Origin of the sequence: Candidatus Epulonipiscium sp. (assembly GCA_012519205.1) — a bacterium.
Classification (GTDB): domain Bacteria; phylum Bacillota; class Clostridia; order Lachnospirales; family Defluviitaleaceae; genus JAAYQR01.
Genome location: JAAYQR010000017.1, coordinates 45,825 through 69,988, shown reverse-complemented (window position 1 = coordinate 69,988; position 24,164 = coordinate 45,825). Strand labels below are relative to the sequence as shown.

Below are 24,164 nucleotides of genomic sequence, written 5' to 3'. Positions count from 1 at the left end.
GCTTTAAATCATTTTTATAATTCCTTATAGTCGGCATCTACCACATTATCATCGGCCCCAGCGGTTCCAGGACTTCCAGGACTTGGGGCACTCTCTCCCTCAGGTGCCTGTTGTTGATACAATTTAGCAGAAATTTCATAAAATGCATTAGTTAAATCTTCTTTAGCCTTTTTAAGCTCTTCTACTTCTTTATCACTCATATCTTCAACATTTGACTTTTCAAGCATATCTTTTAGTTTCTTTAGTTCGCTTTCTACTTTTTCTTTATCAGGAGCTTCTACCTTATCTCCTAGCTCTTTTAAAGTCTTTTCTGTTTGGAACACCATAGATTCTGCTTCATTTTTTGTATCGATTGCTTCTTTTCTTTTTTTATCTTGCTCAGCGTACTGTTCTGCTTCCTTAACCGCCTTTTCAATTTCATCATCATTTAAATTGGTACTTGCAGTAATTGTGATATGCTGCTCTTTACCTGTTCCTAAATCCTTAGCAGATACATTAACAATACCATTTGCATCTATATCAAAGGTAACTTCTATTTGAGGAATTCCCCTAGGGGCCGGTGCAATACCATCCAGTCTAAAGCGTCCTAGTGTCTTATTATCCCTTACCATTGGACGTTCTCCTTGTACAACATGGATGTCAACTGCTGTTTGATTATCCTCAGCGGTCGAAAATACTTGGCTCTTTCGTGTAGGAATTGTTGTATTTCGTTCTATTAACTTTGTTGCTACTCCTCCTAGGGTTTCAATTCCAAGGGAAAGGGGTGTTACATCTAGAAGAAGAATATCTCCTGCTCCTTCATCTCCTGCTAATTTTCCTCCTTGTATTGATGCCCCAATTGCTACACATTCATCCGGATTAATCCCTTTGAATGGCTCTTTACCAGTTAGTTGTTTAACTGCCTCTTGAACTGCCAATATACGGGTAGAACCCCCTACCAGAAGGATTTTATCAAGTTCTGTCGGGTTTAAATCCGCATCGGAAAGAGCTGCTCTTACAGGGTTCATTGTTTTTTCTACTAAATCAGCAGTTAATTCATCAAACTTTGCTCTAGTTAGGGTAATATCCAAATGTTTAGGTCCTTCTTGGTTCGCCGTAATAAATGGTAAATTTATATTTGTAGTTGTTACTGTGGACAATTCTTTTTTAGCTTTTTCTGCAGCTTCTTTTAAACGTTGCATAGCCATTTTATCCTGACTTAAGCTAATTCCGTCGGTTTTTTTGAACTCTTCTACTAAGTAATTGATAATTCTATCATCGAAGTCATCCCCACCTAATTTATTATCCCCGTGGGTCGCAAGAACTTCGATTACTCCATCACCAATCTCTATAATAGATACGTCAAATGTTCCTCCACCTAGGTCATATACCATAATCTTTTGTTCTTTTTCATTTTCTAAGCCGTAGGCAAGAGCTGCTGCTGTAGGTTCGTTAATAATCCTTTTCACATCTAAACCAGAAATTTTACCTGCATCTTTTGTTGCTTGTCTTTGGCTATCTGAAAAATAAGCCGGTACTGTAATAACTGCTTCTGTAACACTTTCTCCTAAATAAGCTTCTGCATCTGCCTTTAGCTTCTGTAAAACCATAGCAGAAATTTCCTGAGGACTAAAAGATTTATCATCTATCTTAACTCTAAAATCAGAGCCCATATGTCTTTTAATAGAACCTACCGTATTATCCGGATTGGTTACTGCTTGACGTTTTGCAGTTTCACCTACTAATCTTTCCCCTGCCTTAGTAAATGCAATTACAGATGGGGTAGTTCTTGTTCCTTCTGAACTTGGAATAACAACAGGTTTTCCCCCTTCCATTACAGCTACACAAGAGTTAGTTGTTCCTAAATCAATACCAATAATCTTTCCCATGATTTATCCTCCTAAACATAATTTTTAATTTGCTACTTTAACCATACTGTATCTAATAACTTTATCTTTGTAGATATAGCCTTTCTGGAATTCCTCTATAATTTCACTTTCTCCAAAGTTTTCATCTTCTACATGGGTTACTGCATTATGGAGATTTGGGTTAAACTGCTCCCCAACAGCTTGAATGTCCTCCACACCCATAGAAGACAAAATATCTTTAAATTGTCTATATATCATTGTCATTCCTTCGAAAAAAGGATTTTTTTCGTTTTCTTCCTTAGAAGTATTTAAGGCTCTTTCAAAATTATCTATAACCGGCAGTATTTGTTCTATGGTGCTACGAACACCATCTTCATAAAGTACAGCCTTTTCTTTAATGGTACGTTTACGAAAATTATCAAACTCAGCCATTGTCCTTTGAAGTCTGTCTTTTAATTCATCAAGTAATTTATCTTTTTCTCCTAGGATATCTTCTATACCCTCAGAGTTATCTGATGAATCCTTAGTATCGATTACTTCAATTTCTTCTTCGCCTATTGTTTCAGCAGTATTTTCATTTTCTAATATCTGATCCTTATCCACTTTATACACCCTTTTTCTTATTTTTTAATTTCATCCATCGGAAAATTTCTTTAATAATTTATCCAAATTTTTGGAAATATATGATAATGTAGAAACTACTTTTCCATATTCCATCCTTGTCGGACCAATAATTCCTATAGTTCCTACACTTTTTCCTCCTATCTCATAAGATGCGGTAATCAAACTACAATTTTTAATTTCATCAACTTCATTTTCTTCCCCAATGGTTATTTTAATCCCATCTGATGGATTTTTTAATAAAATTGATGCTAAAAAATCATTTTCTTCTAAGGTATTAAATAGCTGTTTCGCCTTAACTATATCGCTAAATTCAGGAAAATCCAGCATATTTATTGCCCCACTTAAATAAACTTCCGGAGTTATCTTAGATTTGATAGATTTAGCAATTACATCTAATATTGGACTAACTATCTCACCATATATGCCCATCTTAACCTTTAATTCTTGAATTAAGGGAAGATTTATTTGCTCTATAGTCAATCCCCTTAAATAATCATTAAGCATAACAGACAATTTATTTAAAGTGTCTTGATCTGCAGCCATATCCATTTGAATAACATTATTTGTTATTATATTGGCATCGGTTACTATAATCAATATGACGGAATTAGAATCCAAGGGTATAAGCTGCATATGTTTTAGTCTTGTTTTTTGAATTTGAGGTGCAGAAATCATCGATGTATAATTGGTAAATAGAGATAAAAGCTTTGCCACTTCTCTTATTAAGGAATCTATTTTATGGATTTTACTTTCTAGCATTTTTTCAAACATAATCAATCTATCATCACTGATAGCCTTACATTCCATTAACTGATCTACATATAAACGATATCCCTTATCGGAAGGAATTCTTCCCGCCGAGGTATACGGCTGAACAATAAAACCGTATTCTTCTAAATCAGACATTTCGTTCCTTATGGTTGCAGAGCTTACACCTAACTCGTATTTTTTGGAAATAGTCCTAGAGCCTACGGGTTCTCCTGTAAGTATATAATCTTTAATAATCGCATCTAGTATTTTAATTTTTCTCTCATCTAAGATCATATAATCACTTCCTATTAGTTGTTAGCACTCAAGTGGTGTGAGTGCTAACTTCACATCTAAAATACCACCCTAAATATATTTTGTCAAGATATTATTTAGTGTTTTATAATAAAAATTCTGTAAAAACTGTATTGCTTACATCAAGTCCTTTTGATGTAAGGTTTATTCTATCTTTATTCTTTTCTAGAAGACGCAGTTCTATAAGTTTTTTTACACTTTCTCCAAATAATTTATCAAATGAAGTCTTAAAATAAACCTCAAACTCTTTGATGGATATACCTTTTAAAAGGCGAAGCCCTAAAAATATGTATTCGGAATACTGCATCGAAGGGGGAAGTATTTCTATGTCTTCTTGCAAACTTCTTATTTCACCTTTGGCTTGTATATATTTCTCTAAATTATAGGTGTTGTGATAACGCTTTCCATCCACAAATGAATGAGCTCCCAACCCCATACCGATATAGGGCTTATACTGCCAATATATTAGATTATGTTTACTCTCAGAAGAAGGCTTTGAGAAATTGGAAATTTCATAATGTTTATATTCCTTACTATTTAAATATTTTTTGGCATAGTGGTACATACATCTATCTAACTTTTCATCACATCTTTTTATTTTGCCTTGCTCCTCCCATTTTCCAAAAGGTGTGCCTTCCTCTATTATTAGGCTATAGCAAGAAATATGCTCCGGACTTAAATCTGAGATGTACTCAAGGGTTACCTGCCAATCTTTTATTGTTTGATTAGGAAGAGCAAACATCAAATCTACATTGATATTGTTAAACCCTGCTTCCCTCGCATGGAAAAAATTTTGGTTAAAATCTTCTACTGTATGAATTCTTCCAATAGCTTTTAGAAGATTGTTTTGGCATGCTTGAAGTCCTATACTTAATCTATTGATATTTAGCCTTTTTAATAGTTTAAGCATTTCTTTATTTAAGGTCCCCGGATTGCTTTCTATGGTAATTTCCGCATTATATTCCAAGGAAAAATTACAAAATATAGTTTGCATCAACTCTTTAATTAAATCAAGAGGAAGAACTGTAGGAGTTCCTCCTCCTATAAATATTGAGTCAACTTTTTTATCTGAAAATATTTTTCCATAATGTTTTATTTCTTTTGTTAATGCTAAAACATAAGCCTTCATTTTTTCATTTTGATTTGCATAGGAAGCAAAATCACAATAATAGCATTTAGATTTACAAAAGGGTATATGAATATATAATCCTATACGATTGTCCATTTTTTACTCCAATTTTAATACGCTCATAAATGCAGATTGGGGCACTTCTACGTTTCCGATTTGGCGCATTCTCTTTTTACCTTCTTTTTGTTTTTCTAATAGTTTTCTCTTACGGGAAATATCCCCACCATAACATTTAGCCAATACATCTTTTCTCATAGCGCTAATTGTTTCCCTAGCAATTATCTTATTGCCTATAGCAGCTTGTATGGGAATCTCGAATAAATGTCTTGGTATTTCTTGTTTTAGTTTTTCTGCGATTTTCCTGCCTCTTTCATAGGCTTTATCTTCATGAACAATAAAACTTAAGGCATCCACCACTTCTTTGTTAACCATAATATCCAGTTTAGCCAAATTGGATTCATGATAGCCTATTAATTCATAGTCAAAGGAGGCATATCCCCTTGTCCTAGATTTTAAAGCATCAAAAAAGTCATATATTATTTCATTTAGAGGGAGATGATAGGTAAGAACTGCTCTAGTTTCTTCAATATAATCCATTCCTATGTATTCTCCCCTGCGTTCTTGACATAATTCCATAATGGCACCAACATAATCTGTAGGTACAATTATTTCTGCTTTCACAATCGGTTCTTCCATATGTTCAATTTCAGATGGTTCTGGAAGGTCTGCAGGATTGGATAAATGAATCATTTCTCCATTGGTCTTATAAACCTTATATATAACACTAGGGGCAGTTGTAACCAAATCTAAATTGTATTCTCTTTCTAAACGTTCTTGAATAATCTCCATATGGAGTAAACCTAAAAAACCACATCTAAAACCAAAGCCTAAGGCTATGGAATTTTCTGGTTCATATATCAATGCCGCATCATTTAACTGGAGTCTTTCAAGGGCCTCTCTTAAATCTTCGTATTTAGCTCCATCGGCAGGATACATTCCACAATAAACCATGGGGTTAACTTTTTTATATCCAGGCAAGGGGTGTTCTGCAGGATTAGTGGCATCTGTAATGGTATCCCCAACACTTGTATCTTTTACATTTTTAATGCTGGCTGCTATATAGCCAACATCCCCCGCTTCCAATTCATCGGTAACAACAAACCGACCAGGTCCAAAAAAACCCACTTCAGTTACTTCGAATTCTTTTCCTGTTGACATCATTTTGATTTTTATACCTTTTTTAATGATTCCTTCTTTTATCCTACAAAAAGCAATAACTCCTTTATAGGGATCATATATGGAGTCGAAGACAAGGGCTTTAAGGGGAGTATCAAAATCCCCCTTTGGACTCGGCACCCCTTGAACTATTTTTTCTAGAACCTGTTCTATGTTTATACCTGCTTTTGCAGATATAAGTGGCGCATCTTCTGCAGGTATACCTATTATATCCTCTATTTCTTTGATTGCATTAGGAGGGTTCGCACTGGGTAAGTCGATTTTATTAATTACTGGTATAATCTCTAGATTATGCTCTAAAGCTAAATACACATTTGCTAAGGTCTGCGCCTCTATACCTTGGGCTGCATCTACTACTAGAATTGCTCCCTCACAAGCTGCAAGGCTCCTGGATACTTCATAATTAAAATCCACATGCCCCGGGGTATCGATTAAATTAAATATATACTCTTCATTGTCCTCGCCTTTATATATTAATCTAACAGCTTGGGACTTAATGGTGATTCCTCTTTCTCTTTCCAAATCCATATTGTCTAGGACTTGTGCCTGCATTTCCCGTTCCGTAAGTAAGCCGGTTTTTTGAATAATCCTATCTGCTAAAGTTGATTTCCCATGATCTATATGGGCAATAATGCAAAAGTTTCTAGTTCTCTTTTGTTTTGAAAGGGACATCTTGGGTGTTCCTCCTTAATATAGTATCTTAAGAAAACCAACCGATTTACAGTTGGCTTTAATGCTTGTTTTTATACATCAACATATTATAACATAGGCCAGGTCATGGCTCAATACCTTCTAATTTTGCAGTTCCAAAACCTTTGCTAAAATTTCTGCTAGGGGCTTCATTGAGTTCTTTGCTTCCTCTAGGGTATTGGTGTTGGCACCTACTTCTATGATTAAGGATTTAGGAAGCATATGAAGGGTATACCTATAGGGCTTTATATATATTTTTCTTAGTAAATCAGGATAAAGTTCATTGCCCTTAAGCTGCATCTGCAAACTAAACGCAAGATTTTCTTCTCTATATGGATTTGGGAGACTTGTAACTTCTGTAAGCCGACCATCTTTCATAATTTTGCAAGCACCATTTACAAACATAATCTTTGCTGTGGGTTTTCCATCTATTGTGGTAGCTAATCTCACATGCTCTAGTACCCCATCCCTATGCAAGTCAATAAGCACCTCAATGGAAGGGTTTTGTTTTAAAATTTTTCTTATGGCAGGCTCCACCCTTTCATAACTTCCATCCCTCATTAATTTCCCATTCATTACATCGTATTGCCCCTTATGATGTAATACCCCAACCCCATATTCTCTTTGGAGAATTTTTGCTAATTCATCACCTAAACCTATAACTCCCTCGTTTAAATTCTTAGGATTGCTATCTATAAAATTTTCCTGAGAATGGGTATGAAATATTAATATTTGGGGTTTGGAGTCCTTTTTCTTTAAGGTCATATCCTTTTTAATAAGTTTTGCTGCCGGTATTTCCTTATAGGTTAATCTTAAATTCCCTTGGAAATTATAAATATTTCTGTATAGAAAATCAATATCTTTGAGTTGTTCCTCTGTGTATATGATTTTAGAATTACTAAAGGGATCCTCAAATGTATCTGCTTCTTCCATGCCACCATCATAAAAATCTTCTTCATTTTGATATATTCCTTTATCCTCATTTTTCAAGTAATCCTCAAAATGTCCTTCTACCTCTATTACATTTTGTGCATATTGCAATGAGTTTAGATATAGGCTTTTTGATGCAGGGATAATTCCTTCAAAAATAGTGTTTAACTTATTTGAGTTTATACCTGTAAAAAGAATCATTATATTCGTAGCTAAACCATCTACAGTCTGTCCATTATTTGAATACTCATCAACATACGGAATAGTTTGGTCGATTATCTTTTTATAAATCTGAGGATTATAAGATTGTTCTTTAATGTATCGCGGAACTCCACCGATTTTATCTTCAAAATCAATTGAAATATCCCTACTAGCAATCTGCAGTAATTTAGATATAAAAAAGACTGAAAAAGCTAAAATTATAATGAATATTGTTCCTGACTTTATTTTTTTGATATTAACCGTATGAATTCTTATCAAAATATTGCCCCCCAATAATTATCTTTAGAAATTGTATATATATATTTTATTATTGTAGGGCATACATTATGATTTTAATACGTATATCTATTAATATCTTTTAAATCAATTCCAGGGTGAAAAGCAATATTTATACCATTAGAAATGATATATGCCAGTCTATCAATCACTGAATCAATTTCTTTAGGAGTTACGAACAAATCTCCTACATAGGGATTTAAGACTTCTTTTATTAATTGGTATTTTTCTTGTTCATTTAAATCCTCTAGCATTTTATAAAAACCCATATTGGGATTAGCCTCTTTTAACATGGCTTCAATTAAATGGTCTATTGTATCATTTACTAAGGTTGCTGCATCCACAACTGTAGGAACCCCAATGGCAATAACCGGAACCCCTAAGGTTTCTTCATTTAAACCTTTTCGCCTATTGCCTACCCCTGAACCTGGGTGCACTCCGGTATCTGCTATCTGTATCGTTGCATTGACCCGGCTTGCCTTTCTTGATGCTAAGGCATCAATAGCCACAACCAAATCGGGCTTTACTTTTTTGACTACTCCTTCAATAATTTCACTGGTTTCTATCCCCGTAATTCCCATTACACCAGGAGAAATAGCGCTTATTGGACGAACTGATTCATCAATTTGCTCCGGCACCTGTGAAAGTAAATGTCTTGTCACAAATACCTTAGAAACTACCTTAGGTCCTAGGGCGTCAGGGGTTACATTCCAATTTCCTAATCCTACTATCAATATAACCGTATCTTCATCTAATTCTTTTATTTTTACCAATTGTTTCGCCAATGTCCTAATGATTTCTTCATGGGCTTCCACATCATTTTCTTTCATAAGGGGGCTTTCAACAGTAATATAATTCCCCATGGGCTTACCCATTTGTTTTTCTCCCTCTTCGTTCATAATTTCCACCCATGTCACAGTTATTTCCTTTTCTTTTTGCTCCTCCACAGTTACCTTTACCCCAGGAACTTCTACATTTTCTTCTTTTTTGACCATTTCCCTAGTTTCTATTGCTAGGTCCGTCCGAACGCTAAACTTAGTTCCTTCTTTTCCCATATTATCATCTCCTATTGTTAAAGTGCATAAAAGTATTTTTTCCAGTATTTTTTCTTATATTCATTGACTTATTTCCTTTTATAGATTAAAATATATTATGTTTGACTTTAAATGATTCGTCTATTATTCCCCAAATAAAAGATGTGTCTCGTCTAATCACGAATCCTGAGGAGGTGACAAGATGGCAAATATAAAATCTTCAAAGAAAAGAATAAAAGTTATCCAAACAAAAACTTTAAGAAATCGTATTATTAAATCAAAAGTTAAAACAGCTATAAAGAAAGTTGTTTTAACCGCCGAAAATAATAATCTTGAAGAAGCTAAAATTGCTTTAGCGAAAGCTGCTACTGAAATTGATAAAGCTGTTTCTAAAGGTGTATTCCATAAGAATGCTGCTGCTAGAAAGAAATCAAGCTTAGCTAAGATAGTAAATAAAATTGGCGCATAAATAAAAACCACCCTTTAGGGTGGTTTTTATTTGCTATATTTCATAAGAAATATTTCAATTGCTAACTGTGGTTCCATCTTGCCTGTTTTTGATGCTATATCAGTTTCTAAACAATCTTTTATTGCCTGCTTTAACGTGGATATTGTAAAAAACTGTGACTGTTTTAAACAGTCATTTACCACAAAATACGGCTGTTTTAATTCTTGGGCGATGTTCCTTGGACTTGTCCCCCGTTCATAAAGATATTTTACCTGTAGAATTAATCTTATCTGTCTTGTTATCATAGCCAGGATTCTAATTGGGGGCTCCTTAAGTAGAATGAGATTTGAATATATCCTAAGGGCCTCATCTGCCTTCTTATAACCCATTGCTTTAAGAAGGTCAAAAATATGAGCCTCTAGAGATTTAGTACATATATTATCTATATCCTTAGAGGTTATATCGGCATTTTCATCCGTATAGGCAATTAATTTCTCAATCTCATTTAATATCTCCCCCATAGAGGTTCCAACTGTACGAATCATGTATAAAGCCGTCTTATTGTCGATTGCCCTTTTATCTTTTTTAAACTCCCTCTTTATCCATATAAGCAGTTCTTCTTCCTTAAGAGTTTTAAACTCAATGGCTACTTTCATGCTGTTCATGGTTTTGTATAGCTTATTTCTTTTATCCACTTCATTTTCTAGAAATATAAGACAGGTTGTAGGTGGTATGTTTTCTATAAAGGTATTGATAAGTTCCGCATCACTTTTACGCCCCGAAATGAATAATCCCGAATCCTCAACAATAACAAGCCGCTTTTCACCCATAAATGGAAGAACCTGCGCAGTTTCTATAATTTGATGGGCTGCAACTGATTTTCCCTCGAAAGTTACCATATTCATCAATCGATTCTCACAGGGAACTAGTTTTTCCATTATCCTTTCTAGATAATACTTTTTTAAGAACTGCTCCTCCCCATAAAATAAATATGATGAACGAAAAATATCTTTTTTCAATTCTTCTTTTAGCTGCTTCATATACATTACCCCTATTTTGTATCATAGTATTTATTGCGTACTCTTTTCCATTGGATGTTATCATAACCGCACCATTATTCGATGTGGTTATGGTGTTTATATTATTTTTAGATAGTCTTTCTATTACTTCTTTATGAGGGTGACTATATCTATTATTTTTGGAACAGCTAATGATGGCATTTTGGGGATTACACCAACGGATAAAGTCCTCAGTAGAAGAAGTTTTGGAACCATGATGGGGAACCTTTAGAAAATCTGTTTGTATAGGTTTATAAAGTCTTAATATATTATTTTCCTGCTCTTTTTCAATATCTCCAGTAAATAAAAATGTATGGGTCCCGTATTGTATTTGAAAAACCATCGATACCTTATTCCATCCCCCACCATCTTTCTTCATGTGATTATCTTGAGGGTACAGACAAATTAAATGAATCTTATCAATTGAAATTTCTTCTCCTTTTTTTAGGAAATAACAAGGTATATCAAGGCTTTTTGCCTTTGATATAAATTGGTGATACATTTTATCTTTACCATCGTTTTCTACGGATACATATATTTTTTTAATATCTATGTAATCTAAGATATCTACAAGTCCTGCTAAATGATCCTTATCGGGATGGGATAAAAACACCCCATCTAAACTGGTTATACCCTTATAATGTAAATAGGGTAGAATAACTTTCTGACACCCTTTATCTCCCCCATCTATTAATAGGTTCTTGTTGTTTTCGGTATGGATTACTGCCGAATCTCCTTGGCCTACATCTAAAAAAACAACTTCAAACTTATTATTCTTAAATAAGAATGTACCCCATAACAAAAGACAAATTATACCGAAACGACCTAATATCTTTTTGTTTAGATTGTACTCTCTTTTATAGTAAAAATACAATATGGGTACAAAAATAGTCGTATAATACACAAAAATCTGCCATAGGCTAGTGGCTCCTGTTATTAAATTCGAATGGGGAATCCTTATAAATAATTTGGCTATATATTCATAAAAACAAAGTATATAATAAACTATTCCTATGATAAAACGGGCTCCCTGAATCCAAAAAAGGCCAACAACCCCCCCTAAAAAACCAAAGCCTACCACAAAGGTAGATAGAGGAACTATAATCAGATTAAGAATAAATCCTATTAGTGAAATATAATAAAAATGATACGCTACTATAGGTAAAGTTGCAAGTCCTGCCCCCATGGAAGGAGATAAAATCTTACGGATTTTTTCAGGTATCCAAAATATCCTATTGAATAAGGGGCCAAGGAAAATTAGTCCCAATACCGCCGCAAAGGATAGTTGAAAACCCGCATTCCATAGATATAGGGGTTGCTTTATAAGAATTATAAATGCAGCTAGGACTATAGAGGTATGTACATCATAACTTCTCCGTATGATTTTGCTAGATAAAGTTAGGGTAATCATTAATACCGCCCTTACGGTGGAAACCCCAAACCCTGTAAAAACACAGTATATCCATAGGAAAGATACAATAGAAATTGTACTAACAATAGCTGGTGCCCTAAGGGCTTTAAATATCCACCATAAAAACAAAGCAATAATAGAAATATGTAGACCCGATATCGCCAATATATGAGATATGCCTGCCTGCTGATATATTAATTTTTGTTCCTTGCCTAAGGTGCTTTTTTCCCCAATAATCATTGCTTTTATTATGGAAGATTGTTCAAATGGTAATAATTTATCGTACACTTGAAAAAACCTACCCCTAAGTTGCTGCAAATAACTCCTAAAATTTTTCCTATCAGGTTTTATAGATATCAAGTCCCCAAACATTTTATAATCTATTCCTTGAGTTTTCATATAAAGGACTTCATTCCATCCACCAGGATTCCTAAGAGGTTCAAAAGCCATTATTTTTCCATCCACTTGAACTATATTGCCATATTCTATTTTACTATTTAGTTTTGTATAAAGTTTTATTTTAATTGGTTTTACATGGATTTTATTTTTACAAAGGATTTCACTGGATTTTATAATGCAGCTTATTTGACCGTCCCCTGTATCCTTGATATCCTCGATAACGCCTTTCACCTTAACATTCATACTGCTGTTTTTATTTATTGCTTCTTCTAAAATAACATCCTTAGGAATAAAGCTCAGCTCTATTTGTATATATCCAAACAACAAAAATAAGGGGAATACCAATATTCCGTTCCACTTTGTTTTTTTGTATAGTATTATTACAATAACAAAAATAAAACTAAAAAAAAGGATAGTGCTGCTTAAATTTAAGCAGTACCATCCCCCTAAAATACCTAATAAGTACATTAAAAATATCCAGATAAGCGGACGCTTCATTTTGTCCTCCACTTAATTCATTATCTAATTAAATTTTCATCTCTATCAAATAGACCGCTAAAATCATAATGCCCCTTAAATTCTTGTTGTTTTTCCCCTTCTATTAAAAATTGTACTTTTTTAACATTAGGTAACTCTGTAAGGGAATTTACAATAGAATAAATAGTCATAGTTTCCCCTGTAGAGCCTCCCCAATGTTTCGTTCTAAATTCATTGCTTAAATCCACATAACAAATTCCATCCTTAGTTTCGATATCCTTTATAGTTGTTTCTGGTGGAACTGTCATGATTAATTCCTTATTATTAGGTCCTAAAATCAATTGCTCCACAATGTATTTTTCCAATGAAATATTAGGATTTATTTCTATTTGTCTTTCTTCGGGAACTAATTTTTCTGCGTTATTGCTAGAAAAATATAATTTAACATTTTGTAAGCTAGCCTTAGTTATAGCATTGGACGGTTCAAGAACTATATCTTCCTTTGACATAGGACCTATAGCCTTACCATCTGCACCAAGAAGAGGCTCACCTTCAATCATAATTTCTAATAAGTCCACAAAATCAAATTCTGTAAGGCTTTTCACCAAGGATGCCCTAAGCAATACTTGTTTTTGTGCTGATAAATCTTTATATTGCGACGAGATATCAACTTTTAATGTGTTGCCCTCTAATACCATCGTATTGATTTTAATGTCCTGTGGAATAGAAGGTTGAAGCCCCACGGTTTTAGGCATTTTTTTAAGCTCCTCAACAGAGTATTTTATTAAGTCTTCTTTGCTTTCTAAATTGACCAACCGTTTTTCTTCTTTTAATTGTGATTTATCCCCATCAATAAAATATAAGATTACTTGCGTATCCTTATTTTTATCTTGTTTATTGTTTGACATTTTACAGCTTACTAATGAAATAAGTAAGATAAGTGAAAAAATAAATATGAAAATTAATGCGGTTTTATTTTTGGATCTCATCCTATCACCTCCGATAGATATACACTTATTATTAACTGTAATAGAATCAGTCTATATGGTATGGGATATTATATAATATAATCTTTACAATCATAGCAAATAGTTGTTACAAAATTATTAACTTTGCTTAAGTGGCAATCTTATAGTAAATTCTGAACCTTCACTCTCATTATTCGTTACCTTAATACTTCCATGGTGTAATAAAACAGTTCGATAGGTAATCGACAATCCCAATCCAGTTCCCCCCGTTTCTCTATCCCTTGTCTTATCTACTCTATAGAAACGATCAAATATTTTATCTTTTTCTTCTTCTGGAATACCTATTCCTGTATCGATAACCTTGATAAATGAATTTTGATGGTCTGCATCTACAGTTACCCTTACAGTTCCAGCTTCTTCAGTATATTTAATACCATTTTCAACTAAATTAGAAATAGCTAAGGTAAGTTTCATTTCATCTACTTCTGCATACACATCCCTAAAACTCTCATATATTAATTCTATATTTTTTTTGTTTGCTAGGGGGTGAAGACGTTTTAAAATTTCTTGAATGAGTTTATTTAAATTAGTATTTTGAACTGTCATGGGCACTTCTTTTCGATCTAACCTAACCAGTAATAAAAGATCATTTATAATTGCAGTTAATCTATCCACTTCTGAATTAATATCTATAAAAAATTCTTTATACATCTCGTTTGGAACTTCCTCTTGAAATAATAAAGACTCTCCTAAGACCTTAATAGAACTTAAAGGGGTCTTTAATTCATGGGATACATTTGAAACAAATTCCTGCCTTGACTGATCTACCTTCAAAAGCTGACTAGACATATGGTTAAATGCATTTCCAAGTTCTGCTAGTTCATCTCTACCTTTTATTTCGACTTTTTGTTCAAGATGTCCCTCTGTAATTTTTTGAATTACTTTTAACATTCTTTTTAAAGGATTAGTAATTACCCCTGAAGCAAAAAAACTTAAAATACCAATTATCATACTGGTGAGTATAGTTAAAAGATACAGCTGCCTTTTTATGGTATCTAAGGTTTTACTCACCATATCGTCAATTGGAGCAGATATCATTACTGCACCTATTATTTGGTTGCTATCTATAATGGATGCAGCAGCATATACTAAATTATCTTCGTGCTTTTCAGCGGTATCCTTTCCTTGAAGAGCTTTAAGTATTTCCTTATATACATGGGTCTTTTTCTTTTCTTCTGTTTGTTCTGTCTTATTAGAATCATAGGCCTCAAAACTATTCCCATCAACCACAATAATTCGGGCCTTGATTTCTTTGCTGGTTTGCTCAATCTCATATACAAACAATTCCCTTTTACTATCATCTAGTAAGTATTTTCCTATAGCAATATGTCCTGCGGTTACATTTGCCTGCCTGAGTAATTCTGCCTTTCGCTCTTCAATATAGTTATTTTCTAATCTCTTATATAGGGTCGTAGAAAATGCCATCAATGGTATAAAGCTAATGAGCATAAAAGTTAGTAATATCTTCCACCGTAAACTGTGAAATTGTTTTGTCTCAATCCTTAAAATAATAACCAACTCCCCATTTTGTATGGATAAATTCAGGCTGACTTGGGTTTGCTTCAATTTTTTCTCTTAGGCGTCTAACATGTACATCCACAGTTCTCACATCCCCTGGATAATCATACCCCCAAATTGTTTCCAAGAGACTTTCTCGGCTATATACTTTTCCAGGATTTGAGGCAAATAATTCTAACATATCAAATTCCTTTGCAGTTAGGTTTACTTCTTTTTCATCAACAAAAACCCTCCTACTACTTATTTCCATTTCAAGTCCATTGGTTTTTATCTTTTTCTTATCCGTTACATTTTCATTCTGAGTCACCCTTCTTAAAATTGCTTTTATTCTCGCCTTCAATTCCAATATGTTAAAAGGCTTTGTAAGGTAATCATCGGCCCCATATTCCAACCCCATAATTTTATCCATATCTTCACCTTTTGCAGTAAGCATAATTATAGGTACGTCAGAAAATTCTCTTATTTGTTGACAAACATTTAGCCCATCAATTTTAGGAAGCATGACATCTAATATAATTAAGTCATACCTATCTTTTTTCGCCATTTCTAAGGCTTCTTCTCCGTCATAGGCTGCATCCACAAGTAAGTTTTCCTGCTCCAAACTAAATTTAATCCCTTTTACAATTAATTTCTCATCGTCAACAACTAGAACTTTATTTTTCATTATATCCTCCTATTGTACTGTAATATTATTTCTTATTTTTTCAAAGGTCTTATCACCTATTCTTGATACGTTTTTAATTTCTTCAATCGTCCTAAAAGAACCATTGGACTGCCTATACTCAATGATATTTTGAGCTATTACAGAACCTATTCCTGAAAGTGTTTGAAGTTCTCTTGCTGATGCAGTATTAATATTTATTAATCCACTGCTACTAGTATTTATTGTAGAAACCTGCTCCTCTCTATTTTCCACTTTTAAGAGGGATTTGTCAATTTCTTCTCCTATTTTTGGTACATAAATTTTTTGTGTATCGATAACTTTTTCTGCTAGATTTAAATAGTTTAAATCTGCATCCTCTAGGGCCCCGCCTGCCATATCGATTACATCCTTAATACGGCTCCCTTCTTTCAGGGTATAAACATCGGGATTATTTACTGCTCCGCATATATAAACTGCCATAAGTATTTCTTCTTTAATAGGCTGTTCTTTAATAGGCTCTTCCTTAATAACTTCTTCTTTAATTTTTTCTTGATTTAATTTACTAGTATCTGCTTCTATAGGAGCCTGAATATCGGCTTCTATCTCGTATTCTAAGGAATTTAGTTCATTTATTGGGGAATCTATTAAGGATAATCGATTATTAATGTATAAAATTCCACATATTATAAATACTATTATAATGCATGCATAAAGTAAAGCTTGTCTTTTCATTTGCTTATTTCTCCTTTTTTATTATAATAGATAATCATCATTTCTTTACCAATTTTGATTTTTTTGATATACTTAAACAGTACTTTAAATAGAGAGGAGTTTCATAATGCACATTTCCCGTTTTTTAAGCAGGGCATGGGGTATTTTGGTGCTATCAACCTCCTTGGTTATATCCACGATTTGCACCCCATCTGAAATTTTTGCCCAAAATAAGCCAGTTATTCAATCTGAGTCTGCAATTTTAATGGATGCAAAGACCGGATTTATAATATACGAAAAAAATATTTACAAAAAGCAATTTCCTGCTAGCATCACCAAAATTATGACTACATTGTTGGCTATCGAGAACGGAAATTTAGAAGATACTATCACTTTTTCAAAAGATGCTGTTTATAGCATTGAGTGGAGAAGTAGCCATATAGGAATGAGAGAAGGAGAACAAATTTCTTTAAGAAATGCTTTGTATGGGATGGTACTTATGTCCGCTAATGAAGTATCTAATGCTATAGCAGAACATATAGATGGTTCTATTGATGGTTTTAGTGAGCATATGACTAGAAGGGCCAAAGAAATAGGGGCTATAAATACGAATTTTGTTAATCCTCATGGATTACATGATGAAAATCATTATACTACTGCTTATGATATGGCCTTAATTGCTAGAGAATGTCTTAAGTATGACGATTTTAGGGAGATTATAGGAACCATTACATATACGATTCCCCCAACCAATTTAGTCGAGGAGCCACGGCCTTTAGCCCATCAACATAGATTGTTTAACCAAAGGGCTTATCCCAATTCCTACTATGATGGTTGTGAAGGTGGTAAGACTGGTTTTACCGACGAGGCAATGCATACCCTTGTAACCTATGCAAAAAGAGGCGATATGGAACTTATTTCAGTTATTCTAAAATCTGAAAAACAGGCCATGTATGATGATACAGTAACATTACTAGATTATGGATTCAATCATTTTAAATTAATCCCTATAATAGAACAGGGCACCTCAATGGGTACTTTTCCCATTATCTATTTTGATGACGATGAAAACGAACATCAAGAAAATGTTGAGGTGTATGCCCAATCTGAAGTTTTTTGTGTGCTTCCAAAAGAGGCCTCAAAAGAAGATATAATTAAAAAAATCTCCCCTCCCAAAAAGGTAAATCTACCTATTAATAAAAATGAGGAAATTGGGGATTTGGACCTTGTGTTTGAAAATAAAGTTCTAGGTACCGTAAGTCTTATTTCAAGTGAAAACATAGAAAAAGCCCAGCCTGTTTCCACAAGTCAAGTTAAAGAAATAATAACCCCTCACAGCAGTCCTAATAAATATATTAGAATATTTATTATGATAGCTGCTACAGTGTTAATTTTGTTTGTGTTATTTTTTATTTTGATTTTGATTTATTCCTCTAAAAATAGAAAGCGCATGTACTACCTACCCAAAAATAAGCTCCGCCTTTCTAAGTCCTTGCACAAACGATAAAACGGGCGAAAATTCGCCCGTTTTATCGTTTACTTAATATTAGATTTTAACTCTTCTTTAGAGATAGTCTTAGCATCTCCCCATAATCTTTCTAAACAATAAAAATCCCTTACCTCATTATCAAATATATGAATGACTACCGAACCAAAATCAATTAAAATCCAGCCTGCTGAATGGTAACCTTCCCTGTGGACCAATTGATATTTATGTTTAAGTAATTCTTCTTCTACTGCCTCTGCCATGGCTTGAACCTGAATTGCATTCCTACCTGAGGCAATAACGAAATAATCTGCAATAACTGTTATATCTCGAATATCTAAAATCTTTATATCCTCTGCTTTTTTGTCGTCCAAAGCTCTATAGGCGATGCTAATCATTTCATTTAAACTCAATTTTTCTCCTCCTTTTTTGAAGTTAAGTAATCTAATGCCTGTAGGGTTAAGGGATGTAATGTTTTTTTATTATTCTTAATGTACTCAATCGTATTTATAAGAGCAAATATCACTGCCTTATCTAAATTCTCATAAGATAGCCTTCTCACGGTTTCCAACCCTTCAAAATTTTCACGATTGGGTTCTATATAATCTGCTAGATAGATTATTTTCTCTAGTTTTGTCATATGGGCTCTCCCCGTCGTATGATATCTTATGGCATCTAATATTTCTCTATCTAATATATTGTATTCTCTTTTTGCTATTTCTGCACCTAAAAAACTATGACATAATTCAATATCATCCCTCATAAATGAATCCAGAGGGATATGATACTCCTTGCATAATCTTGCTTTGGTGTTTACTGGCATATCCTTTGCACAATCATGGAGTAAAGCTGATAAAAATATCTTTTCTTTATCCATCCCATAAATACTCCCTAATTCTTGCGAAACTTGTACTACTCCTAAGGTGTGTTTGTATCTTTTAGGGCTAAGTGCCGATTGGAGTTTTTGTCTTATGGTATCATAATTCATCATAATTGCATCCTTTTACACATATAATTTAAACTTGTATATATAGTTTTCAACCGATTCAGGTACTAAATATTTAATAGGCATTCCTTTTTGAACCCTATTTCTAATATCTGTCGAAGAAATTGCCAAAGCAGGTACCTCTAAAAAATGAATCTTAGACTCATAATATTTTTTTATAATTTCTATCCTTTGGATAAGTTCTTCTATATTGTATTCCGGACGATTAACAGCTACAAAGGTACATAATTTTAGTAGTTCTTCTGCATCTTTCCATGAGAAAATATGCAGGAGAGCATCTGTACCGGTAATAAAAAATAATTCTATATCTTCCCCATAATCCCTTTTCAAATCCCTAATAGTATCAATCGTGTACGTTGGACCTGTTCTATCAATTTCTATTCTAGAAACATTAAAATGGGGATTAGCTGCGGTGGCTAATACACTCATTAGATACCTATGCTCACTATGGGTTACTTTTTTATCTGATTTGTGGGGCGGTTGCCCTGTAGGCATAAAAAAAACCTGCTCAATATTATATTGATATCTGACTGCCTCTGCAGTAACCAAATGACCATAATGAATGGGATCAAATGTCCCCCCCATAATTGCTAAAGATTTAGGGGTTTTGGCTTCATCAACTATATTTCTCATATATATAATCCTCCCATAAATTTCATCTACCGTTATTTAGGCAACTCAATTGATGGATTTTCTTTAGATTTTCGATACAGAACAATCTTTTTACCTATTACCTGAATAGGTTCAGAGCGGGTTCTTTCATGGAGTATATCACAAACCTCCCTAGGTAACATCATACAATTATTTAAAACATTTATCTTAATAAGCTCTCTCTTTTCTAAGGCCTCATCTATCCCCTTGGTCAAATCAGGAGTTACCCCACCCTTACCAATTTGAAAAATAGGTTCTATATTATTGGCTAAGCTTCTAAGGTATGCCCTTTGTTTACTGGTAATCATACATTTTCCCTCCTTAAATTCCATCTAATGGTTAGCATGAACATATCACTATTTGTAGTATTCAAATTCCAAATCATAGATTCTTACATAATCCCCTTCTTGTATACCACTTTCCACTAAGGCATCAATAATTCCTCGTTCCCTAAGATATTTTTGAAAAAAGGCAAGTCCCTTTTCTGATTCAAGATTGGTATATCCTATCATTTTTTCTACTCCGGTTCCTTCTACAATATAATAATTATCACTTGATTTATTAATGGTAAATGGTTCGTTAGTTTCTTTAGGTTCCTCAAATAGTTCAAAGTCTTCTTCAAACTTTAAAGGTTCGGCATCTATTTTTTCTAGTAATTTACTTACTTCTATCATTAATGGTTTTAGGCCTTTTTGTGCAGCAGCAGAAATGGGGATTACCTTGAAACCCATAGGCTCAAAAGTTTCTTTTAGCAAAGATATATTTTCCTCGCTCCCTGGGATATCTATCTTATTTGCAGCAATAATCTGGGGTCGTCCAGCTAGTTCTTCATTATAAGCCTTTAATTCATAATTAATTTTTTCGATATCTTCTATCGGGTTACGTTCTTCTAACCCTGCTGCATCCACCACATGTACTAGAACTTTTGTTCTTTCAATATGCTTTAAAAAGTCATATCCAAGACCTACTCCTTCATGGGCTCCTTCTATAAGTCCCGGTATATCTGCTATTACAAAATCCCTTCCATACGGATTGTCTACAACACCTAGGTTTGGATTTAGGGTAGTAAAATGATAATTTGCAATTTTGGGCTGAGCATTAGTGATAACAGATAAAAGTGTAGACTTCCCAACATTAGGAAACCCTATTAACCCAACATCTGCAATAACCTTTAGTTCTAAAATAACCCAGTATTCTCTTCCTTCTTGCCCACTTTCAGCATATCTTGGAGCCTGCCTTGTAGAAGTAGCAAAATGCTGATTACCTTTGCCCCCTTTACCGCCTTTAAGTAATATCCTCTTTTTTGTTTCTCCAGTCAAATCCGCCATAATTTTACCACTTTCGGCTTCCCTTATAATGGTTCCCGGGGGTACTTTTATAATTAAATCTTTTCCATCTTTACCATGGCATCTTTTTTTCCCTCCGTCTTCACCAGGCTGTGCTTTATAATGTCTTTTGTGTTGGAAATCCATAAGTGTACCCATACCTGAATCGACTTCAAAGATAATATCCCCACCTTTTCCGCCATCGCCTCCATCTGGCCCTCCATTAGGCACATACTTTTCTCTCCTAAAGGATACTGCCCCATGTCCGCCTCTTCCTGATTGTATAAATATTTTTGTTTTATCAACAAACATTTTATCACCTTCTTATTAAAATCCTTCTCTACTTTTTTATTATTCGCCACGGAATCTACTATTATAACAATTATGTACAAATAATATTATATACTAAAAAAGGTTTCAAATGAATTCATTTGAAACCTTACAAATATATGTTTTTACAATTAAGCAGGATATACAGAAACCTGTTTTTTGTCTCTGCCTTTTCTTTCGAATTTAACATTTCCATCAACTAAAGCAAATAATGTATCATCCTTACCTCTGCCAACATTATTGCCCGGATGGATTCTTGTTCCTCTTTGTCTATATAATATATTACCGGCTTTAACGAATTGTCCGTCTGCTCGTTTTGCTCCTAACCTTTTAGATTCGGAATCACGACCGTTTTTAGAAGATCCTACTCCCTTTTTGCTTGCAAAAAACTGAAGGTTCATTTCTAACATAAGTACACCTCCCTATATGAAATCTGAATGTTCTTATCATATCTTTTTTTAATATTCGTTAATCCAAATTCTAATGAATTAAACAATAATAAGGTTTTATCACTAGGACTTTTAAGTAAAACCACATTTAAAAATCCGCCTTCATCATCACTTTGTACCTCTATGGAATCCCTTGTAAATTGTTTTATTGAATTTACTGTATTGATAGCCAATGCACTAACAGCAGCGCATACTATATCTTTTCCATATTCACCATATGATGCGTGACCGCTTATTCTAAAACCAACCAACTGCTTGTCATCATTTAAATAAAAATTAACTTTAATCATGATTATGCATTAATGGCTTCAATTTTAATCTTCGTATATGGTTGTCTATGACCATGCTTCTTGTGGTAACCTTTTTTAGGTTTGTATTTGTAAACAATGATCTTTTTACCTTTTCCTTCTTCTATAACAGAAGCAGAAACACTTGCATTATTTACAAAAGGGGTTCCTACGGAAAGGGAATCATCTTTAGATACAGCGAGAACCTTATCAAATGTAATTTGCCCACCATCAGCTATTCCTAGTTTTTCAACAGAAATAATATCTCCTTCTTGGACCCTATATTGCTTACCACCTGTTTCAATAATTGCGTACATTCGTACACCTCCTTAAACCGATACTCGCCGAATACGGTACTTCAAGTCTAGAAGTTTCGACCTCTTCGTGCGGCTACATACCGACTAATGGTATCATAGCTCCTTCTAATTGTCAAGGTTTTTGCAAAATCCCTTTATTTTTCCTTTATAATATTGTATTTTTCGTTTGTAAGATTGTTATTTTCTATAAACTCTAATTTTTTGCCGTATTTTTTTTCAGTTAAAGACTTATAGGATGTATCCTTTGAGCTAAACCATTTTATCACCTGTTGGTTTGCTTCTATAGTAATCCTACTATATATTGTTTGAGTAAATATAAAGTCTATTTCCTTTTGGATTTTATCTCCGATATATTTAAGAGAATGTGTCATCCCCTTGCCCTCACAAAGCGGGCATTTATTAAATAATAAAGATGTAAGAGATGGCCCTGTTTTTTTTCTTGTCATTTCTACAAGTCCTAAGTTCGTTATGCCTAATACAGATGCCTTTACCCTATCATTTTTTAGCTCCTGTTCAAGAACATTAATAACTGCATTCTTATCTGCCTTGTCTTTCATATCAATGTAGTCGATAATTATTATTCCACCAATATTTCTAAGTCTTAGCTGCTTTGCAATTTCTATGGAAGCCTCTATATTAGTTTTCAAAATGGTTTTTTCCATATCTTTTTTACCTACATATTTTGCTGTATTTACATCGATAACTGTCATCGCTTCGGTGGTGTCAATTATAATCATACCTCCGCTTTTTAACCATACATGGCGATTTAAGGCTTTTTCAATTTGACTTTCTATCATAAGGTGCTGAAAAAGATTAGATTCCTCTTTGTATTGAATTTTGTCTTTTAAATGGGGAGATATCGCACCAATGAATTTTATTACATCTTCATAGATATCCCTATCATTAACAATATATTTCCTAATTTGTGAGGTTAATAAATCCCTACAGGCCTTTAGAGGAAGGGATATTTCTCCATACAAAAGGGACGGCGCTAATATGTACGTTTCCTTTTTTTCTATTTCTGCCCATCTAAGCTTTAAGAAGTTTAGTTCCTTAATCAATTCTTCTTCACTTTTACCCACACTATCAGTTCTTATGATGATACCGCAATTTTCTATTTTATGCTGCTCAAATATAGCTTTTAGACGTTCCCTTTCTGTATTATCCTCTATTTTTCTAGATATTCCGATGGAATTTTCCCTAGGTATAAGTACCATATACTTTCCTGTAATATTAATATTGGATGTAACTTTAGGGCCTTTCATACCCATTGCTTCTTTTTCTACCTGAACAGTAATATGCTCCCCTTGCTTTATATTTAAAGTAGAATTGTTTAGGTTTTGTTGTAATTTCCTTAAATCAAGATATGCATTTTTTTTATGACCTATATCCACGAAAGCAGCCTCAAGTCCTGGAAGAATCCTCTTAATAACTCCTCTATATATATTCCCTACTGTTTTATGTCTATTTTCATCATCAATATACAATTCAACTAGTTTTTGATTTTCTACCAATCCTACACGAATTTGATTAACACCTGCATCTACGATAATATCAGTGGCCATATGGC

The 24,164-nt window shown here is 33.6% G+C and carries 23 protein-coding genes; 2 read left to right on the top strand and 21 right to left on the bottom strand.

The window, feature by feature from the left end; genetic code table 11:
- Positions 1-14: 14 nt before the first annotated feature.
- The 7 genes from dnaK to GX308_05530 all read right to left on the bottom strand — a co-directional run bounded on the left by dnaK (position 15) and on the right by GX308_05530 (position 9,071).
- A complete protein-coding gene (gene dnaK / locus GX308_05560; protein ID NLK21541.1) occupies positions 15-1,868 on the bottom strand; it encodes a molecular chaperone DnaK in 1,854 nt (617 codons plus the stop codon).
- Positions 1,869-1,892: 24 nt separating this feature from the next.
- Complete coding sequence (grpE, locus tag GX308_05555; protein ID NLK21540.1) at positions 1,893-2,471, bottom strand: nucleotide exchange factor GrpE; 579 nt, start codon at positions 2,469-2,471, stop codon at positions 1,893-1,895.
- A 9-nt stretch (positions 2,472-2,480) separates the two neighbouring features.
- On the bottom strand, positions 2,481-3,515 hold the full coding sequence (hrcA, locus tag GX308_05550) for a heat-inducible transcription repressor HrcA (GenBank protein NLK21539.1): 1,035 nt from the start codon (positions 3,513-3,515) through the stop codon (positions 2,481-2,483).
- A gap of 103 nt (positions 3,516-3,618) precedes the next feature.
- The gene (locus tag GX308_05545; GenBank protein ID NLK21538.1) at positions 3,619-4,758 is read right to left on the bottom strand and encodes an oxygen-independent coproporphyrinogen III oxidase; all 1,140 of its coding nucleotides are present in this window, start codon (positions 4,756-4,758) and stop codon (positions 3,619-3,621) included.
- Positions 4,759-4,761: 3 nt separating this feature from the next.
- Positions 4,762-6,570 (bottom strand): elongation factor 4, encoded by a 1,809-nt coding sequence (gene lepA / locus GX308_05540; GenBank protein ID NLK21537.1) that lies wholly within the window; start codon positions 6,568-6,570, stop codon positions 4,762-4,764.
- Between the two features lie 120 nt (positions 6,571-6,690).
- Positions 6,691-7,998: a stage II sporulation protein P gene (locus tag GX308_05535; protein NLK21536.1), complete on the bottom strand. Its 1,308-nt coding sequence runs from the start codon at positions 7,996-7,998 to the stop codon at positions 6,691-6,693.
- A gap of 74 nt (positions 7,999-8,072) precedes the next feature.
- Positions 8,073-9,071: a GPR endopeptidase gene (locus tag GX308_05530; protein NLK21535.1), complete on the bottom strand. Its 999-nt coding sequence runs from the start codon at positions 9,069-9,071 to the stop codon at positions 8,073-8,075.
- A gap of 181 nt (positions 9,072-9,252) precedes the next feature.
- On the opposite strand from GX308_05530, the gene rpsT reads away from it, so the two are divergent.
- The gene (gene rpsT, locus GX308_05525) at positions 9,253-9,519 is read left to right on the top strand and encodes a 30S ribosomal protein S20 (GenBank protein NLK21534.1); all 267 of its coding nucleotides are present in this window, start codon (positions 9,253-9,255) and stop codon (positions 9,517-9,519) included.
- A gap of 894 nt (positions 9,520-10,413) precedes the next feature.
- Here rpsT and GX308_05520 read toward each other — a convergent pair.
- The 5 genes from GX308_05520 to GX308_05500 all read right to left on the bottom strand — a co-directional run bounded on the left by GX308_05520 (position 10,414) and on the right by GX308_05500 (position 16,764).
- On the bottom strand, positions 10,414-12,864 hold the full coding sequence (locus tag GX308_05520; protein NLK21533.1) for a DNA internalization-related competence protein ComEC/Rec2: 2,451 nt from the start codon (positions 12,862-12,864) through the stop codon (positions 10,414-10,416).
- A 20-nt stretch (positions 12,865-12,884) separates the two neighbouring features.
- A complete protein-coding gene (locus GX308_05515; GenBank protein ID NLK21532.1) occupies positions 12,885-13,832 on the bottom strand; it encodes a GerMN domain-containing protein in 948 nt (315 codons plus the stop codon).
- A 117-nt stretch (positions 13,833-13,949) separates the two neighbouring features.
- Complete coding sequence (locus tag GX308_05510; protein NLK21531.1) at positions 13,950-15,320, bottom strand: cell wall metabolism sensor histidine kinase WalK; 1,371 nt, start codon at positions 15,318-15,320, stop codon at positions 13,950-13,952.
- Between the two features lie 46 nt (positions 15,321-15,366).
- Entirely contained in the window at positions 15,367-16,053 is a 687-nt protein-coding gene (locus tag GX308_05505) for a response regulator transcription factor (protein NLK21530.1), read from the bottom strand.
- A gap of 9 nt (positions 16,054-16,062) precedes the next feature.
- A complete protein-coding gene (locus GX308_05500) occupies positions 16,063-16,764 on the bottom strand; it encodes a competence protein ComEA (GenBank protein NLK21529.1) in 702 nt (233 codons plus the stop codon).
- 106 nt (positions 16,765-16,870) lie between these two features.
- On the opposite strand from GX308_05500, the gene GX308_05495 reads away from it, so the two are divergent.
- Positions 16,871-18,250 (top strand): D-alanyl-D-alanine carboxypeptidase, encoded by a 1,380-nt coding sequence (locus tag GX308_05495; GenBank protein ID NLK21528.1) that lies wholly within the window; start codon positions 16,871-16,873, stop codon positions 18,248-18,250.
- Between the two features lie 29 nt (positions 18,251-18,279).
- Here the strand turns inward: GX308_05495 and rsfS are convergent, their stop codons facing one another.
- From rsfS to GX308_05450, 9 genes are all read right to left on the bottom strand, one after another.
- Positions 18,280-18,627, bottom strand: a complete 348-nt coding sequence (rsfS, locus tag GX308_05490; GenBank protein NLK21527.1) for a ribosome silencing factor — start codon at positions 18,625-18,627, stop codon at positions 18,280-18,282.
- Positions 18,628-18,638: 11 nt separating this feature from the next.
- Complete coding sequence (locus GX308_05485) at positions 18,639-19,220, bottom strand: HD domain-containing protein (protein ID NLK21526.1); 582 nt, start codon at positions 19,218-19,220, stop codon at positions 18,639-18,641.
- 12 nt (positions 19,221-19,232) lie between these two features.
- The gene (locus tag GX308_05480) at positions 19,233-19,868 is read right to left on the bottom strand and encodes a nicotinate-nucleotide adenylyltransferase (protein ID NLK21525.1); all 636 of its coding nucleotides are present in this window, start codon (positions 19,866-19,868) and stop codon (positions 19,233-19,235) included.
- A gap of 32 nt (positions 19,869-19,900) precedes the next feature.
- Entirely contained in the window at positions 19,901-20,191 is a 291-nt protein-coding gene (yhbY, locus tag GX308_05475; protein ID NLK21524.1) for a ribosome assembly RNA-binding protein YhbY, read from the bottom strand.
- Between the two features lie 51 nt (positions 20,192-20,242).
- Positions 20,243-21,523, bottom strand: coding sequence for a GTPase ObgE (gene obgE, locus GX308_05470; GenBank protein ID NLK21523.1), 1,281 nt, complete (start codon positions 21,521-21,523; stop codon positions 20,243-20,245).
- Positions 21,524-21,672: 149 nt separating this feature from the next.
- On the bottom strand, positions 21,673-21,951 hold the full coding sequence (gene rpmA, locus GX308_05465; protein ID NLK21522.1) for a 50S ribosomal protein L27: 279 nt from the start codon (positions 21,949-21,951) through the stop codon (positions 21,673-21,675).
- On the bottom strand, positions 21,945-22,280 hold the full coding sequence (locus tag GX308_05460) for a ribosomal-processing cysteine protease Prp (protein ID NLK21521.1): 336 nt from the start codon (positions 22,278-22,280) through the stop codon (positions 21,945-21,947). Before GX308_05460 ends, rpmA begins: the two co-directional genes overlap by 7 nt.
- 2 nt (positions 22,281-22,282) lie before the next feature.
- A complete protein-coding gene (gene rplU, locus GX308_05455; GenBank protein ID NLK21520.1) occupies positions 22,283-22,594 on the bottom strand; it encodes a 50S ribosomal protein L21 in 312 nt (103 codons plus the stop codon).
- A gap of 134 nt (positions 22,595-22,728) precedes the next feature.
- Positions 22,729-24,159, bottom strand: coding sequence for an Rne/Rng family ribonuclease (locus GX308_05450; protein NLK21519.1), 1,431 nt, complete (start codon positions 24,157-24,159; stop codon positions 22,729-22,731).
- Positions 24,160-24,164: the final 5 nt, after the last annotated feature.

Bases quoted from the DNA above. Each gene is read 5' to 3' on its own strand.
- GX308_05520 (NLK21533.1), bottom strand. From the start codon at position 12,864: ATGAAGCGTCCGCTTATCTGGATATTTTTAATGTACTTATTAGGTATT.
- dnaK (NLK21541.1), bottom strand. From the start codon at position 1,868: ATGGGAAAGATTATTGGTATTGATTTAGGAACAACTAACTCTTGTGTA.
- rsfS (NLK21527.1), bottom strand. From the start codon at position 18,627: ATGATTAGCATCGCCTATAGAGCTTTGGACGACAAAAAAGCAGAGGAT.
- rpmA (NLK21522.1), bottom strand. From the start codon at position 21,951: ATGTTAGAAATGAACCTTCAGTTTTTTGCAAGCAAAAAGGGAGTAGGA.
- GX308_05450 (NLK21519.1), bottom strand. From the start codon at position 24,159: ATGGCCACTGATATTATCGTAGATGCAGGTGTTAATCAAATTCGTGTA.
- rplU (NLK21520.1), bottom strand. From the start codon at position 22,594: ATGTACGCAATTATTGAAACAGGTGGTAAGCAATATAGGGTCCAAGAA.
- GX308_05460 (NLK21521.1), bottom strand. From the start codon at position 22,280: ATGATTAAAGTTAATTTTTATTTAAATGATGACAAGCAGTTGGTTGGT.
- GX308_05545 (NLK21538.1), bottom strand. From the start codon at position 4,758: ATGGACAATCGTATAGGATTATATATTCATATACCCTTTTGTAAATCT.
- GX308_05500 (NLK21529.1), bottom strand. From the start codon at position 16,764: ATGAAAAGACAAGCTTTACTTTATGCATGCATTATAATAGTATTTATA.
- GX308_05510 (NLK21531.1), bottom strand. From the start codon at position 15,320: ATGCTCATTAGCTTTATACCATTGATGGCATTTTCTACGACCCTATAT.
- GX308_05530 (NLK21535.1), bottom strand. From the start codon at position 9,071: ATGGGAAAAGAAGGAACTAAGTTTAGCGTTCGGACGGACCTAGCAATA.
- rpsT (NLK21534.1), top strand. From the start codon at position 9,253: ATGGCAAATATAAAATCTTCAAAGAAAAGAATAAAAGTTATCCAAACA.
- GX308_05515 (NLK21532.1), bottom strand. From the start codon at position 13,832: ATGAGATCCAAAAATAAAACCGCATTAATTTTCATATTTATTTTTTCA.
- GX308_05505 (NLK21530.1), bottom strand. From the start codon at position 16,053: ATGAAAAATAAAGTTCTAGTTGTTGACGATGAGAAATTAATTGTAAAA.
- lepA (NLK21537.1), bottom strand. From the start codon at position 6,570: ATGTCCCTTTCAAAACAAAAGAGAACTAGAAACTTTTGCATTATTGCC.
- hrcA (NLK21539.1), bottom strand. From the start codon at position 3,515: ATGATCTTAGATGAGAGAAAAATTAAAATACTAGATGCGATTATTAAA.
- GX308_05495 (NLK21528.1), top strand. From the start codon at position 16,871: ATGCACATTTCCCGTTTTTTAAGCAGGGCATGGGGTATTTTGGTGCTA.
- GX308_05485 (NLK21526.1), bottom strand. From the start codon at position 19,220: ATGATGAATTATGATACCATAAGACAAAAACTCCAATCGGCACTTAGC.
- obgE (NLK21523.1), bottom strand. From the start codon at position 21,523: ATGTTTGTTGATAAAACAAAAATATTTATACAATCAGGAAGAGGCGGA.
- GX308_05480 (NLK21525.1), bottom strand. From the start codon at position 19,868: ATGAGAAATATAGTTGATGAAGCCAAAACCCCTAAATCTTTAGCAATT.